Genomic DNA, 14445 nt, shown 5'->3' with positions numbered 1-14445 from the left:
CGCCCAGCGCCATCGATGAGTCCAACACATAGTTGTCATCTGATCCATCTCGTATCACGATGGATCGCATGGAGCTGCAGCAACTGCGCTACGTCGTCGCCGTCGCGGACACCGGCGGGTTCACCCGGGCCGCCGAGCGCTGCCACGTCGTCCAGTCGGCGCTGAGCCATCAGATCGGCAAGCTCGAACGGGAGCTGGGCGCCCGGCTGTTCGACCGTACGAGCCGGAAGGTGCGCCTCACCCGCGCGGGCGAGGCGTTCCTGCCCGCCGCCCGCGCGACCCTCGCGGCGGCGGAGCGGGCCCGCGCGGAGGTCGCGGCGGCGACGGGGGAGGTGCGCGGGCGGCTCGCGATCGGGACGATCCCGACGGTGGCGGCGGTGGACCTGCCCGCGGCGCTGCGGGAGTTCCACGCCGCGTACCCGCAGGTGCGGATCAGGCTGGCGGTCGGCGCGAGCGAGGACCTGGTGCGGGCGGTGGCGGAGGGCACGTACGACCTGGCGCTGCTCGGCGTGCCGGCGGGCTTCCGGACCGCGAGGGTCCGCGAGCGGATCCTCGTACGGGACCGGCACCTGGCCGTCGTCCCGCCGGACCACCCACTGGCGGACGCGGGGGAGACGGACCTGGCGCGGCTGGCGGAGGAGACGTTCGTCGACTTCGCGGCGGGCACGGCGGCGCGGGCGCAGTCGGAGGAGGCGTTCGCGGCGGCGGGGCTGCGGCGGACGGTGGGCTTCGAGGTGTCGTCGATGGACTTCATGGCGGATCTGGTCCGCGCGGGCCTGGGCGTGGCCCTCCTCCCCGGCACCTTCGCCCCCCGCCTCCCGGGCCTGGCCACGGTCCGCATCGCGCACGGCCCGACCCGCGAGGAACGCCTCATCTGGCCCCGCACCCGCCCGTCACCCGCGGCGGCGGCGTTCCTCCACAGCCTGGGGGTGGACCCGGACGGTGTAGTACATGTAGTAACATGACGGCCATGGATACCACCACGGCGCGCGAGTTCAACCAGCGGTCCTCACATATCCTTGCGGCGGCCGAAAGCGGCAGGACCATAAGAGTCTTCAAGAACGGGCGGCACGTCGCGACCGTCATCCCGGCCGACCAGGACCCGCTGCCCGCGTACCCACTGGACGCGATGGGCGAGGACCCGACGGCGCCCGTCTTCGACGGCCCGGGCGACCTGGTTGCGCGTACGGACGAGTACATGGAGGGGTTCGGCCGGTGACCGGGATCCCCACCGCGGCGCCGGTCGCCGTCGTCGACACGTCGGCGCTGCTGGCGTTCTTCGACCGCAAGGAGCCCGAACACGCAGGCTGCCGGGCCGCCATGGCCGTCGTCAGCCACGCGGTCGTCTCCCCCATGGTCCTCGCCGAGCTGGACTACATGCTGACCACCGCCCTGGGGGCCGACCCCGCCCAGCGGGCGCTGGACTACGTCCTGGAGAAGGTCGCCGTACGGCGCTTCGAGATCCCGGAGACGGAGCCGCACCTGGCCGCGGCCCGCGCGGTCATGCGCAGATACCCGGACATCGGCCTCACCGACGCGATGAACGCCGCGCTGGCCGCCGAGTTCCGCACCGACGTGCTGCTCACTCTCGACCGCAAGCACTTCCGCACGCTCCGCCCGCTGACGGCGCATGGGGCGTACCGGCTCTTCCCCGACGACATGTGAGCCCGCGCCAGCAGTTCCGGCACACGAGCGGACCCGGGCCTGGCCGGCCCGGGTCCGCTCGTCCCCCGGTTCCCCGTGGTGTGTGGGTCCGAGAGGTCAGTCCGCCGCGTAGACGAACTCGCGGTCCGCCACCGGCTTCGGCTCCGGCGCCGCGGGGCGCCGGCCGCGGATGCCCGCGAGGGCGATGACGAGGCCGAGCAGCGCCATGCCCGCGACCACGTACAGCGCCGGGTCGAAGCCGTTGAGCAGCGCCCGCGAGCCGGTCTCGCCCTCCGCGTTGGCGGTGAGCACCGCCGTCACGACGGCCAGCCCGATCGCCCCGCCGACCTGCAGCGAGGTGTTCAGCAGGCCGCCCGCGAGCCCCTGCTCGTGGTCCGGGATGCCCGCCGTGGCCTGGATGTTGAAGGACGCGAAGGCCAGCATGAAGCCGAGGCCCAGCAGCACCATGCTCGGCAGCGTGCCGACCAGGTACGGCGCGTCCCGGTCGAGGGCGAGGAACAGCACGTACGCCAGCAGGTGCGCCACCACGCCGGCCGCGATGGTGACCGTGGTGCCGAACCGCTCGATCAGCGGCTCCATCCGCGGCGAGCCGAACGCGACGATCAGCGCCGCCGGCAGGAAGCCGAGCGCCGTCTCCATCGCGGACCAGCCCAGCACGGACTGCAGGTACTGCATGACCAGGAACTGGAAGCCCAGATAGCCGCCGAAGAACACCGCGGCGCCGAGGTTCGCGCGGGCCAGCGGGCCGGAGCGCAGGATGCCCAGCCGGATCAGCGGGTGGCTGCTGCGGCGCTCGATGACGAGGAACGCGGCCAGCAGCACGGCGGCCGCGGCGAACTGCAGGAGCGTACGGGACGCGCCCCAGCCCACCTCGGGCGCCTCGACGACGGTGTAGACGAGCAGCAGCATCGCGCCGACGCCGGTCACCGCGCCGGGGAAGTCGTAGCCGCCGGTACGCTCCGGCCGGCCCTCCTTCGGCAGCACGCGGAAGGCCGCGACGAGCGCGATCAGGGCGACGGGGAACGGCAGGAAGAACGTCCAGCGCCAGCCGACCTCGGTCAGCAGGCCGGAGAAGACGAGGCCCGCGCTGTAGCCGCTGGCGCCGAAGACGGCGAAGATCCCGAGCGCCTTGTTGCGGGCCGGGCCCTCGGCGAAGGTCGTGGTGATGATGGAGAGGGCCGCGGGTGCCGTGAACGCCGCGGCGGCGCCCTTCAGCAGCCGGGTCGCGATCAGCAGCCCGCCGTCGTCGACCAGCCCGCCGAGGAGCGAGGTGACGGCGAACACCGCGACGGCGACGAGGAACACCCGCCGGCGGCCGAGGAGGTCGGCGGTGCGGCCGCCGAGGAGGAGCAGACCGCCGTAGGTGAGGACGTACCCGCTGACGACCCACTGGAGGGTGCTCGTGGACAGCCCGAGGTCGGCCTGGATGGAGGGGAGGGCGACCCCCACCATCGACACGTCGAGAGCGTCGAGGCCGACCACGAGGGAGACCGTCAGCAGGATGCCCCAGAGGCGGGCGTCCCACTTGGTCGAGGTCGTGGACAGATGTGGTGCGGAAGAGCTCATGGGGGACGACACTACATGCAGAGACATCTAATGCCAACGCATTTAATGAAGTAGCATTAGGTTCACGCGCATGTTACTTTGGCCTACGTGAGCGTGAGCGACGTCGGCGCCGAACGCGCCCTGGTGGACCGCTGGCACGGCCTCCTGGCCTGTCACGCGGCGGTGTGGGGCGCGCTGGAGCGCGAGCTGCAGAGCAGGCACGGCATCGGCGTCAGCGAGTTCGAGGCGCTGGAGGGCCTGGCGACCTGCGACCACGAGAAGTGCCGCGCCGCCGAGCTGGCCGAAGCGGCGCACCTGAGCCAGAGCGCGACGTCGCGGCTGACGGCCCGGCTGGAGCGCGCGGGGCTGGTGCAGCGGGCGATGTGCGACGTGGACCGGCGGGGAGTCTTCGTACTCCTGACGGAGAAGGGCCGGCGGCTGTACGAGGACGCCAGGCCGACGCACCGCGAGGTGCTGGCGGAGGCACTGCCCGGCACGGCGACGGGCACGGAGGAGCCGGCCGCCCGCTGACGCGCCCCGCGCGCCGGCCCCGGGCCCAACTCACCCACCAGGCAGGGCGACTCGCCCCCCGACCTCCGCCGCGCCTGTGCACCGGCACTACGTTCCGCTGCGCCGCCGGCCGCGCAGCAGCAACGGTGCGACCACCAGGTACGGCAGCGCGCACACCGCGAACGCGACGCCGTGCCCGAGCCCGGCCGCCGAGCCGAGCAGGCCGTACGCGCCGTAGACCGCGATCGTCCCCAGGTCCGTACCGACGCCGGCCAGCGAGGTCAGGGTCGCCCGGGCGGGGCCGGTGATCCGCTCCTGGAGCCGGGCCTCCGCGAGCACGGTCGCCACCTGGAACCCGCCGAACGCGACGCCCACCAGCGCGATCCCCGCGACCGTCCCCAGCAGCCCGCCCGCGGCCAGCGCCACCGCCGCCCCGGCGAGCAGAGCGGCGAGCACCCCGGCCGGCGTCCGCCCGGCCCGCCCCCGCTCCTCGACCCGCCCGGCCAGCAGCCCGCCGGCGGCGGCGCCGGCCCAGACGAGCAGCAGGTACAGCGGGACGGCGGGGTCGGCGACGCCGGACTCGCGGACGAGGTAGGGGGTGTACTCGTCGAGGGAGCCCCAGACGGCGAAGACGGCGGGGACGAGGAGGACGGCGCCGCGGACGGAGGGATCGGCGCGGAGTTCGGCGAGCCCGGCCCGGAGGGTGCCGGCCCAGCCGAGCCCGTCGGCCTCGGCAGGATCAACGGACTCCACGGACTCCACGGACTCCACGGACCCGGCGGACTCGGCGGACTCGGCGGACTCGGCGGACTCGGCGGGATGACCCGACCCGGTCGGATCACCGGCATCAGCGTCGCCGGCACCCCCGCCCCCGCCCGCCCCCCGGTGCTCCGGAAACCGCGTCGCCACCGCCGCCCCCAGCAGGCACGCCGCCACGCTCGCCGCCCCCACCGCCGCGTACCCGCCCGCCGCGAACACCGGTGCCGCCGCCGCCATCGACGCCATCACGCCCACCGTGCCCGCCGCCCGCGCCCGCCCCAGCGTGCGCGCGTACCGGTCCGCCGCGCCCGCCCGGCCCAACTCCTCGTAGACCAGCGCCTCCAGCGCCCCCGACGTGAACGCGCCCTTCGCGCCCCACAGCACGAACCCCGCCGCGAACGCCCCGTACGACGGCGCCAGCACCCACAGCGCGAACCCGGCGGCCGTCAGCAGCGGGCCGGCGCACAGCAGCACCTTGCGGGAGAACGCGTCGGCCCAGGCCCCGGAGGGGACTTCGAGGAGGACGGACGACAGCGACCAGACGACGAAGAGGGAGGAGACCTGCCACAGCGACAGCCCATGGTCGGCGAAGAGCAGCGCGTACACGGGGTAGAGCAGGACGAAGTCGTCCAGGAAGGAGTACGCGTAGAAGCAGGCCGCCAGCCGCCGCTCGGGACGGCCGGCACGCACGCATCAATGTCGACGGGTCATGCCGGCCACCCTACCCATCCGCCAGCACCTCGTCGATGACGAACTTCGAGCTGGCCACCATGACCGGGTTGGTGTGCCGGTAGTACGGCAACTGGATCAGCGAGATCGACAGCGCCCAGCCGCGCCCGCGCGCCCACGCCGCCTCCTCGTCGGCGCCGCCGCGCCCGTCCGCCACGGCGGCCCGGAACGCCTCGCGCGCGGGGCCGGTGAAGAGGTTCCAAGCGGCGATCAGGTCGACGGCGGGTTCGCCGAGGCCCATGCAGCCGAAGTCGATGACGCCGCCGAGGCGGCCGTCGCCGTTGAGCAGGATGTTCCCGGGGGACAGGTCGCCGTGCAGCCACACCGGCGGCCCGGTGTACGCGGGCGCGCGCAGGGCGGCCTCCCAGGCGGCGGTCACGGCGGGCACGTCCACGCCGTCGTCGGCGCGGAGCTGCGCGAGGGCGGCGCGGGTGCCGGCGTCGCGGTCGGCGAGGGTCTCGCTGCGGTACGAGGGCGGGCCGCCGGCCGGGTCGGTGGCGCGCATGGCGGTGACGAAGCCGGCGAGTTGGCCGGCGAGCGGTCCGGGGGCGGCGACGCCGGCGTCGGGCGGCAGGATCGTGCCGGGGAGCCAGCGGCAGACGGTCCAGGGCCAGGGGTAGCCCTCGCCCGGCTCCCCCATGGCGACCGGCTCGGGCACGGGCAGCGGCAGGCGGGGGGCGAGCCGGGGCAGATGGGCGTACTCCAGATCCACGTCCTTGGCGCCGGCGGCGGTCAGGGGCATCCGCACGGCCAGCTCGTCGCCCAGCCTGAAGACGGCGTTGACGGTGCCGCCGGAGGCGACCCGTTCGAGGGGCAGCGCGGCCCACCGCGGGAACTGGGCGGCGAGCAGGCGCCGTACGAGGCCGGCGTCTATCTCGGCCTCGTCGGCGTGCATCCGGGCAGCAGACATGGGCGCGACCCTACGCCGATCACCCCCGCGCCCCACACCGTATATTCGGCGGTGATGCGTACCGTCAACCCCGAGCAGCACGCCCGCAAGCGGGCCCGCATCCTCGCCGCGGCGGCCGAGGAGTTCGCGGCGAACGGCGTCGACGGCACGTCGACGGCGCGCATCTGCCGCAGGGCGGGCATCGGCTCGGGGACGCTCTTCCACTACTTCCCCACCAAGAAGGCGATCTTCCACGCCCTCTTCGCCGACGACCTGGCCCGTACCGCCGAGATCCGCGACCGCGCCCTGGCCGTGGACGACCCCGCGGAGGGCTTCGCCCTCCTCTTCGACCGCCTGGCCGCGGACCTCGCCGACCCCCTGACCCCGGGCCTGGCCGCCGCGGCGCTGCTCCAGGCGAACCGCGACGCGACGTTCGCCGCCCTGCTGGGCGACGACGAGGCCCGGACCCTGGCGGCCCTGACCACCCTCCTGCACCGCCTGGCAGCCCAGGGCCGCCACCCCGCGTTCCCCCCGGCGCGGGCGGCCCGCTGGCTCGTCACCGTCATCGACGCCGCCTACCTCGCGGCCACGGACGACGGCTACGACCCGCAGGCCCACGCGGCGGAGCTGCGCGAGGTGACGGCCTGGCTCACCGGCGGCCCGATACGGACGGGGTAGGGCGGCTCCGGGGCGGCTCTTCCTCTACGTCAGCCGACGTCCAGTACCGCCTTGCCGTGCAGGCGGCGGCCCAGCAGGGCCTGCACCGCTTCGCCGTAGCGGGTCCACGGGCCACGCCACCGGACTCCCGGGTCGAGGCGGCCCGCGGCGACCTCGGCGGCCAGCCAGGCCAGGTCGGTGGAGAAGTCCGCGACCGGATCGCCGAAGAGGTAGAACGTGCGGATCGACCGCTCGTGCCGGCCTTGGTCGCCCCGCAACGCCTCGGGTGACAGCACCGTGTCGGCCTCGGACGAGCGGCCCACGCTCACCAGCACGCCGTGGGGCCGGAGAGCGGCGAAGGCGTCCACGAGCTGCCGGCCGCCGACGTTGTCCAGCACCCCGTGTACGGGCCGGTCCACCGCGGCCGGATCGGTGCGGACCTCGTGCGCGCCCAGCGAGCGCAGCGAGTCCGCCTCGGCGGGATTCCGGCTGATCGCCACGACCTCCGCCCCCGCACGGGCGGCGAGCTGCACCGCGTAGCGGCCGACCCCGCCGGAGGCGCCGGTGATCATCACCCGGCGGCCGAGGAGCGGGCCCAGGCGGCGCAGCACGTGCAGGGCGCTCAGCCCGGCGACCGGGACGGTGCTGACGTCGCCGAGGTCGGCGTCCACCGGCACCACGCCGAGCAGGTGGGCCGGGACCGCGCGAAGTTCCGCCCAGCCCGCCTCGCCCAGGGTGACCACGCGGGCCCCCTCGGCCGGCCCCGATCCGTCGGCCGCCGCCCTGACCACGACGCCCGCCGCGTCCCAGCCGATCACCGCGCCGTCCGGAGTCTTCGGGTCGGCGGCGCCCTTGACCTCGCCGAAGTTCAGCGAGACCGCCTCGATCCGCACCAGGGCCTCGCCCGGTGCGGGTACGGGATCGGCCACCTCGACCAGCGAGAGGTGCGTTTCCGCGCCGTGGTCCACAACAAGTGCGCGCATGGGTATGCCCGTCTCCTCTCCAGTAAAGTGCCACACTGTGGCGTTTGCTCAATTGAAGCACATGCGCGAAGGGGGCGTTTCCGCTACGCTGGGGCGGATGACGACCGTCCGGCAGCCCGCCTCGTTGCGTGACCGCAAGAAGCTGCGCACCCGCCAGGCCCTGGCCGAAACGGCCGTCTCGCTGTTCACCGAGCGGGGCTTCGACGGCACGCCGCTCGATGCGCTCCTTGAGGCGGTGGAGGTGTCGAGGCGGACCTTCTTCCGCAACTTCCGTTCCAAGGAGGACGTGACGCTCACGGCCGTCAAAGAGCTCTGGAGCGCCTACGTGCCGGCCCTGGAGGAGACGGAGAAGTCCGGACGGCTGACCGACGTGTTCCGGGACGCGATGCTGACCACCCTCGACCGCATGGACGAGGACTGGTACCCGCGTTTCGCGGCCACCCTGAGACTGATCGAGCAGTCGCCGTCCCTGAACGGGCACTCCCTGCGGCACTGTGCCGAGATCCAGGCGGAGATCACCCGCCGGCTCGGCGCCCCGGACGGCCTGGAGACGCGGCTGCTCGTCGAGTGCTGCGTGGCCGCATGGCGGTGTGCGCTGGACGAGTGGCTGCCCGACTGCTCCCCCGGGGAACTGCCGGGGTGCGTGCGGCACACCTTCGCCACCATGCACCGCAGCATGGGCATCGAGGTCTAGTCAGCCCCGCCGCAGGTCCGGCATGTCCGGCAGCCGCCGGAGTCCGGCCGACTCGTACGTGGCGACGGCGGCGGTGTTCGCGGCGGCCGTGTCCACGACGACGCTGGAGGAGCCCAGCTCCCGGAGCGTACGGGCCGCGGCGAGGGTGATCGCCCGGCCGTAGCCGTGGCCGCGGTGGTCCGCGTGGACGCCCATCGGCTCGATCATCCCCGGCCTGCCTTCGCCCGCCGACCACACGGTCACCGCGGCCACCGGCGCCCCCCGGTCGTCGCGGGCGAGCAGGCAGCGGGCGTCGGCGTACGGCGGGGCCGCCGCCATCGTGTGCCAGCGTGCGCGGGTGAACGTGGACCTGCCGAACGCCGACCGCTGGACCGCGGCCCGCTCGGCCGCCGACCCGGGCCCGACCACCTCGACGTGCACGCCGGGATCGGGTACGGGCCCGCCGAGGTCGCGGCGCAGCGGCGTCCAGGGCTCGGCGGTCTCCCAGCCGCCGCGCGTCAGCAGCTCCTCCGCGAGCGCGCCGGGCGGTGCGGCCACGTACACCTCGCCCGCGGGCAGCACCCCGCGCTCCGGCGTGGCCACGTCCGCGGCCATCCGCCGCGCCAGCTCGCCGTCTCCGAGCGCCCCCGGCGCGACCGCCAGCCGCAGCAACTCCGCCCCGTCCAGCAGCCCGACCGCCAGCACCTCCCCCGCGCGGCGCCATGTCCGTACGGCCGCCGCCGTACGCTCCGCGCCGAACCGCCAGAACCACCCGAGGTCACCGGGGTGCAGTTGCACGGGCCCAGTGTCGTCCTGCCACGCGCCCAGCACCCGGACGACGCCGTCGAGTTCGCCGGCCCGCGGCGTACCGCACCTGATCCCCATCCCCCGATTGCACACCGGCCCCCGGCCCGTACGCACCCGAATTCGGCCGCCCCTCAGCGGGACTGGAGGGCGTCCAGCGCCACCGCCTGGGCGACGACCAGGCGGCGGTCCAGGGCCGGGTCCGCGATGTCGACCACGTAGCGGTCGTGCAGCGAGAACTTCTTCGTCACCGAGAACGCCGGCTTCCCGGCCACCGTGAAGTCGAAGTGGTACGGGATCGCGAACGGCAGGTCGTTCACGATCGGGATCAGGTTCCACAACCGGCGGAACCAGGCCACGTTCCTGCTGCGCTCGGTGCCCGTCGCCGTCTGGGTGCCGGGCTGGTCGAGGTGCCAGGTGGAGCGGGTCAGGGAGCGCTTGAAGTCCTTGCGGAACGTGCCAAGCGCCGCGCCGGCCGCGTCCGTGACGTCGTACGTCGTGCCGACGTCCAGCGCCTTGCGGGCCTTGAAGCCGGCGAAGACGTGCTGCTTCTCCGTGTCCGCGTAGAGCGTCACCTGCTCCTTGAACGCCATCCGCTTCTGCTGCGCGAACGCCAGCAGCTCACCTTCCGAGCCGTCGGGGGCGGCGGCGAAGACCTCGTACTGGTTCACCATCAGGCGCGCGCGCTGCCGCACGAGGAGCTTCTGCTGCGCCTGGAGAGTCTGGGTGTCCATGCCGCAATAGTAGAGCAGCCGCTCCAGCAAACCTCCTCCCTGCCGGGATCGCGCAACGACCGCGTACCCGTGATGTCACGATCCGCGCCTGTCCCTGTGCGCGCCGCTGCGGAAGGGTTCTGACTGCGGAGAGTGATCGCACGACCGAAGGAGGGGGACATGGCACGTTCGCGTGCGCAGAGCATCAGAAGCGCGGCGCAGGCCGTGATGCAGGGGAACGACCCGCGGCAGATGGCCCAGGACGAACTGCGCCGCCACGGCGTGCTCACCCAAGGTGAGCAGAGCTACGGCGGGGGCGGCGGCCGGGGGTGGCAGGCGCCGCGCGAGGACGGCATGGACCCGGCCGACTTCCCCGCCGCCCGCGACCAGGGCGGCAGCCTCGACACCGTCATGACCCAGCAGTCCGTGCCGCTGGACGAGGCCGGGGAGGCGCTGAACCGCAGCGACCTGAAGCGCGAGGGTCTTGAGCAGGTGCACGCCATCTGCCCGATGGTGCTGCCGCGCGGGCGCTCGTTCCTCAGCATGCTGCCGGTGTCGCTGCTGCTCGTCGTCGGCGCCGTCGGCACGATCGCGGTGGCCGCCGCCGGCGACGACGTGGTCACCCACCCGCTGTTCGGCGCGCACTACTGGGTGCTGGCGGTCTTCGCCGTCGGGTTCGTGTGGTGGCGGCAGGGCATGGTGATGGTTCCCGATGGATGTCATGCACTGATCACGAAGTTCGGCAAGCTGGAGCAGGTCGTCGGCCCCGGCCGGGTGATCCTGCTGAACCCGTGGAAGCGGGTCTCGTACATCCTCAACACCACCCGCGAGTACCCCTTCAACGCGCCCGTGCGCGAGGCCCCGACGAAGGGCGGGGTGAAGGCGTCCATCGACCTGTTCATCCAGTTCCGGATCAGCGACCCGGTGGAGTTCGTCTACACCCTCGGCGCGGTGCGCGGCTTCCAGGAGAAGCTGAACAACGCCGTCAGCGAGACGATCCGCAGCCTCATCTACGAGCAGGAGGCCGCCGGCATCTACGACATGGTCGGCGAGGACACCACCCGGCTGCTCGACGCGCTGAACCATCAGTTCCGGCCCGCGGTCGAGCTGACCAACGCCAACATCACCAGCGCCGAGCCCTCCGACCAGCCGTACCGCATGGACCTCGCGGCGCCGGAGATGGTGCGGATGGCCAAGGAGGCGTACACCCACGAGTACGCGCTCCAGTTGCGCAAGGAGCAGGACGAGGGCGACCTGAGCAAGGAGCTGGCGGCCCGCGAGGAGGAACTGTCCGCGATCCAGGCGGACATCGCCCAGTACCAGGCCCAGATGGACACCGCCGTCGAGCGCGAGACCAACCGCGCCGAGGCGCTGGCCCGCCAGCGGTACGTCCAGGCCGAGTCGGAGGCGCGGGCGAACGCCGCGCTGCTGGAGGCGCAGGCGCTCGACATCCGCGCGGTGACGACGGCCGAGGCGCCGGAGATCCTGGAGTACCGCTACCAGCAGGAGGTCCTCGACACCCTGGAGCAGGTCGCCGACCACCTGCCGCAGTTGCTGCGCATCGGCGGCTCCGCCGACGGCGCGGACGGCGGCGGGGCCGGCGTCGACTTCCTGGCGCTCGCCCGGGAGCTGGTCGGCGAGCGCGGCGGGGACCTGTTCTCGGCGGCCGAGATGACGGCCGTACGGGAGCGGCTGGCCGAGGTCGCGGCGCGGATCGCCGAGCGCGAGCCGGAGATCCGGGCGCTGCGCGATGCCGAGCGGCCGGCACCGGTGCCGGCGGGCGGCGGCGCGGAGGGGGCGCCGTCGCCGGCCGGCGGCGGGACCGCGGTCGCCGTCGCGAACGAGGGCTACGGACACGAGGGCTTCGGGCCCGCGAGCTACGGGCACGAGGAGGCGGGCGCATGAGCACGGCGGCCATGAAGCGCAGGTCGGTCATCTCCGAACTCGTCGCGGCCTGGGGCGACATCCCCCAGTTGCTGCGCGGCGGCGAGGCCGGCACCCTCATCCCCGTCATCATCCCGCGCCACCGCCGCCGGCTGTGGTGGATGGTCCCGCTGTGGCTCTCCCTGCTCGCGCTGACGACCGGCGTGATGGCCGGGATGCAGAGCGGCGGCGGCGACGGCTGGAGCGACGGCGCGTACGACACCCTGGCGGCCACCTCGTACGTCGTCGGCGTCCTCCTGCTGATCGCCGGGGTGCTGTGGTGGTGGCGCTCGTCGATCGTGAAGATCGAGCAGGGCACCAACGGCGTCCTCACCCGCTACGGCGCCATCTCCCGCACGCTCGGCCCGGGCCGGCACTTCGTCTGGCACCCCTGGTCGCGGGTGGACTTCGTCGTCGACACCGCCACCGAGATCCCGTACTCGGCGCCGGTGATGGCATGCCCGACGCAGGAGAACGTGCCGCTGCGCTCGATCGAGTTCTTCCTGAAGTTCCGCATCAACGACGCGGTGCTCTTCGTCCGCACCATCGGCGCCGGCAACTTCGACCTGGTGCTCTCCAGCGCCGTGCAGGACGCGATCCGCCAGCGCGCCCGCCGGGTGCGCACGGAGCGGGCGTACGACCTGCGCGGCTCCGACGTCGCGGACATGCAGGACCTGCTCAACCGCCAGTTGGCCCGCTACGGCGTGCGCATCACCGGCGCCAACATCCCCGACGTGCAGTTGCCCGCGCAGTACCAGCAGCACCTCGCCACCCGCGAGCGGGTGGCGAAGGAGCGGACCGCGTACGAGCAGGAGTGGGGCCTGACCCGCAAGCGCCGCATCGACAACCTGCAGATGGACATCGAGCGGGCGAAGAAGGCGCGCGACGCGCGGTTCGTCGAGGTCAAGGCCGCGCTGAACCGGGCCCGCGAGGAGGTCGCCCGGCTGCTGGAGCAGCAGGAGACCGAGGCGCAGAAGGTCCGCTTCGAGATCGAGACCCGCGGGCGCAGCGGCCTGATCGCCGCCGAGAACGAGGCCAAGGCGCAGCGGCGGCTGGCGCGGGCGTACCGCGACAACCGCGCGGTGCTGCGGTACGAGCTGGCCCGGCGGCGGCTGGAGGTGGGCGCGGTGCTCGCGGGCAGCGCGCCGCGGCCCACCGTCATCCGCACGGACGGCGGCGCGGGCGGCGGTGATGTCTCGGCGCTCTCGACCCTCCTCACGGCACAGTTGCTCCCCCGGCTCACGGCCGGCTCCCCGGCGGGCGGTCACGTGCCGCCGGCGGGCGGGCTGCTCCGGGCGGTGGCGGCGGAAGGACACGGGGCCGACGAGGAGTGAGCGGGGCCGTGCGGCGGGCGCGGGGGGCTCGCCGCACGGCTACCGTGGACGTATGGCTACAAAGCACGCACCCCCACGGATACGGCGCGTCTACGACGCCCCCGATCCCGACGACGGCACGCGCGTCCTCGTCGACCGCCTCTGGCCGCGGGGCATCGCCAAGGAGAAGGCCCGCGTCGACGAGTGGCTGAAGGCCGTCGCGCCCTCGGACGAGCTGCGCCACTGGCTGCACGCGGACCTCGACCGCTTCCCCGACTTCGCCGAGCGCTACCGCGCGGAGCTGTCCGACGGCGAGCGCGCGGCGGCGCTCGCGCATCTGCGCGAGCTGTACGAGCAGGGCCCGCTGACGCTGGTGACCAGCACGAAGGAAGTCGACCGCAGCCACGTGCCGGTGCTCGCGGAGGAGCTGGAGCGGGGCTGAGGAGCGGGCGTACAGGTCACCCGTCCGGCCCCACGCCGGTGCCGGCCCGGCCGGCGGCCGTACCCGCCGCGTGGCCGGCGCCCGAGCCGGACGCCCCGTACGCCCCCGGCGCGCAAGGGCGCGCGCCGGGGGTCCGCGTGTTGCCCCGCGGGGCCGCGACCCGCTGCGCCATGATGCTCGTATGAACGTCACCGTGCGTCTCGCGCAGCAGCCGGAGGCCGACGCGCTGCTCGGCCGCAGCCCGCTGGCCGTCCTGGTCGGCATGCTCCTCGACCAGCAGGTGCCCATGGAGTGGGCGTTCTCCGGCCCGTACACGATCGCCCACCGCATGGGCGGCGACGACCTCGACGCCCCACGCCATCGCCGCGCAGGACCCCGAGGCGTTCGCCGCGCTGCTCTCCGAGAAGCCGGCCGTGCACCGCTACCCCGGCTCCATGGCCAAGCGCATCCAGCAGCTCTGCGCGTACCTCGTGCAGGAGCACGACGGCGACGCCGAGGCCCTGTGGCGCGGCGTGGACAGCGGCAGGGAGCTGCTGCGGCGGGTCCAGGCGCTGCCCGGGTACGGGAAGCAGAAGGCGCAGATCCTCGTCGCGCTGCTGGGCAAGCAGTACGGCGTCACGCCCGCGGGCTGGCGCGAGGCGGCGGGCGCGTACGGCGAGGACGGCAGCCGGCGGTCGGTCGCGGACATCACGGGACCCGGCACGCTGTCCGAGGTACGGGCGTTCAAGCAGGAGGCGAAGGCGGCGGCGAAGGCCGCGCCGAAGAGGAAGACGCCCTGAACCGGACGGGTCGGCCACCGGCCCATTCCGCAACGCCGTTCGAGTCGCTAGGTTGCTCGCA

Annotated in this window: 15 protein-coding genes and 1 pseudogene; 10 read left to right on the top strand and 6 right to left on the bottom strand. The window is 73.9% G+C overall.

Going from position 1 to position 14445, the window contains the following annotated elements; translation table 11 throughout:
- Positions 1–68 precede the first annotated feature (68 nt).
- Genes O7599_RS20810 through O7599_RS20800 form a run of 3 tightly spaced genes read left to right on the top strand, consistent with a single transcriptional unit; the run spans position 69 to position 1665 of the window.
- Positions 69–965, top strand: a complete 897-nt coding sequence (locus tag O7599_RS20810; protein WP_281617105.1) for a LysR family transcriptional regulator — start codon at positions 69–71, stop codon at positions 963–965.
- A 5-nt stretch (positions 966–970) separates the two neighbouring features.
- Positions 971–1219, top strand: coding sequence for a type II toxin-antitoxin system prevent-host-death family antitoxin (locus O7599_RS20805; RefSeq protein WP_281617104.1), 249 nt, complete (start codon positions 971–973; stop codon positions 1217–1219).
- Complete coding sequence (locus tag O7599_RS20800; RefSeq protein WP_281617103.1) at positions 1216–1665, top strand: PIN domain-containing protein; 450 nt, start codon at positions 1216–1218, stop codon at positions 1663–1665. The genes O7599_RS20805 and O7599_RS20800 overlap by 4 nt, the downstream gene beginning before the upstream one ends.
- A 96-nt stretch (positions 1666–1761) precedes the next feature.
- Here O7599_RS20800 and O7599_RS20795 read toward each other — a convergent pair whose 3' ends face one another.
- Positions 1762–3231: an MFS transporter gene (locus O7599_RS20795; protein WP_281617102.1), complete on the bottom strand. Its 1470-nt coding sequence runs from the start codon at positions 3229–3231 to the stop codon at positions 1762–1764.
- A 93-nt stretch (positions 3232–3324) separates the two neighbouring features.
- Here O7599_RS20795 and O7599_RS20790 point away from each other — a divergent pair, with 93 nt between their 5' ends.
- Positions 3325–3741, top strand: a complete 417-nt coding sequence (locus tag O7599_RS20790) for a MarR family transcriptional regulator (RefSeq protein ID WP_281623459.1) — start codon at positions 3325–3327, stop codon at positions 3739–3741.
- A gap of 87 nt (positions 3742–3828) precedes the next feature.
- Here O7599_RS20790 and O7599_RS20785 read toward each other — a convergent pair whose 3' ends face one another.
- Both O7599_RS20785 and O7599_RS20780 read right to left on the bottom strand, forming a co-directional pair.
- Positions 3829–5085, bottom strand: a complete 1257-nt coding sequence (locus O7599_RS20785) for an MFS transporter (protein ID WP_348652630.1) — start codon at positions 5083–5085, stop codon at positions 3829–3831.
- A gap of 115 nt (positions 5086–5200) precedes the next feature.
- Entirely contained in the window at positions 5201–6103 is a 903-nt protein-coding gene (locus O7599_RS20780) for an aminoglycoside phosphotransferase family protein (protein WP_281623458.1), read from the bottom strand.
- Positions 6104–6172: 69 nt separating this feature from the next.
- Between O7599_RS20780 and O7599_RS20775 the strand changes: the two genes are divergently transcribed.
- A complete protein-coding gene (locus O7599_RS20775) occupies positions 6173–6775 on the top strand; it encodes a TetR/AcrR family transcriptional regulator (protein WP_281617100.1) in 603 nt (200 codons plus the stop codon).
- Positions 6776–6804: 29 nt separating this feature from the next.
- On the opposite strand, the gene O7599_RS20770 is transcribed toward O7599_RS20775, so the two are convergent.
- Positions 6805–7737 (bottom strand): zinc-binding dehydrogenase, encoded by a 933-nt coding sequence (locus tag O7599_RS20770; RefSeq protein ID WP_281617099.1) that lies wholly within the window; start codon positions 7735–7737, stop codon positions 6805–6807.
- Positions 7738–7834: 97 nt separating this feature from the next.
- Between O7599_RS20770 and O7599_RS20765 the strand changes: the two genes are divergently transcribed.
- Complete coding sequence (locus O7599_RS20765) at positions 7835–8431, top strand: TetR family transcriptional regulator (RefSeq protein ID WP_281617098.1); 597 nt, start codon at positions 7835–7837, stop codon at positions 8429–8431.
- Here the strand turns inward: O7599_RS20765 and O7599_RS20760 are convergent, their stop codons facing one another.
- Both O7599_RS20760 and O7599_RS20755 read right to left on the bottom strand, forming a co-directional pair.
- Positions 8432–9295 (bottom strand): GNAT family N-acetyltransferase, encoded by an 864-nt coding sequence (locus O7599_RS20760; RefSeq protein WP_281617097.1) that lies wholly within the window; start codon positions 9293–9295, stop codon positions 8432–8434.
- A gap of 53 nt (positions 9296–9348) precedes the next feature.
- Positions 9349–9948, bottom strand: a complete 600-nt coding sequence (locus O7599_RS20755; RefSeq protein ID WP_281617096.1) for a hypothetical protein — start codon at positions 9946–9948, stop codon at positions 9349–9351.
- 159 nt (positions 9949–10107) lie between these two features.
- Here O7599_RS20755 and O7599_RS20750 point away from each other — a divergent pair, with 159 nt between their 5' ends.
- The 4 genes and pseudogenes from O7599_RS20750 to O7599_RS20735 all read left to right on the top strand — a co-directional run bounded on the left by O7599_RS20750 (position 10108) and on the right by O7599_RS20735 (position 14384).
- A complete protein-coding gene (locus tag O7599_RS20750; protein WP_281617095.1) occupies positions 10108–11832 on the top strand; it encodes an SPFH domain-containing protein in 1725 nt (574 codons plus the stop codon).
- The gene (locus O7599_RS20745; RefSeq protein ID WP_281617094.1) at positions 11829–13184 is read left to right on the top strand and encodes an SPFH domain-containing protein; all 1356 of its coding nucleotides are present in this window, start codon (positions 11829–11831) and stop codon (positions 13182–13184) included. The genes O7599_RS20750 and O7599_RS20745 overlap by 4 nt, the downstream gene beginning before the upstream one ends.
- A gap of 52 nt (positions 13185–13236) precedes the next feature.
- Positions 13237–13605, top strand: a complete 369-nt coding sequence (locus O7599_RS20740; protein ID WP_281617093.1) for a DUF488 family protein — start codon at positions 13237–13239, stop codon at positions 13603–13605.
- Positions 13606–13786: 181 nt separating this feature from the next.
- Positions 13787–14384, top strand: a pseudogene (locus tag O7599_RS20735) (HhH-GPD-type base excision DNA repair protein).
- The last annotated feature ends 61 nt before the right edge of the window (positions 14385–14445 follow it).

This window comes from Streptomyces sp. WMMC500, assembly GCF_027497195.1.
GTDB lineage: Bacteria > Actinomycetota > Actinomycetes > Streptomycetales > Streptomycetaceae > Streptomyces.
Note: the sequence above shows the minus strand (reverse complement) of the source record. Positions and strands in the feature narration are given on the sequence as shown.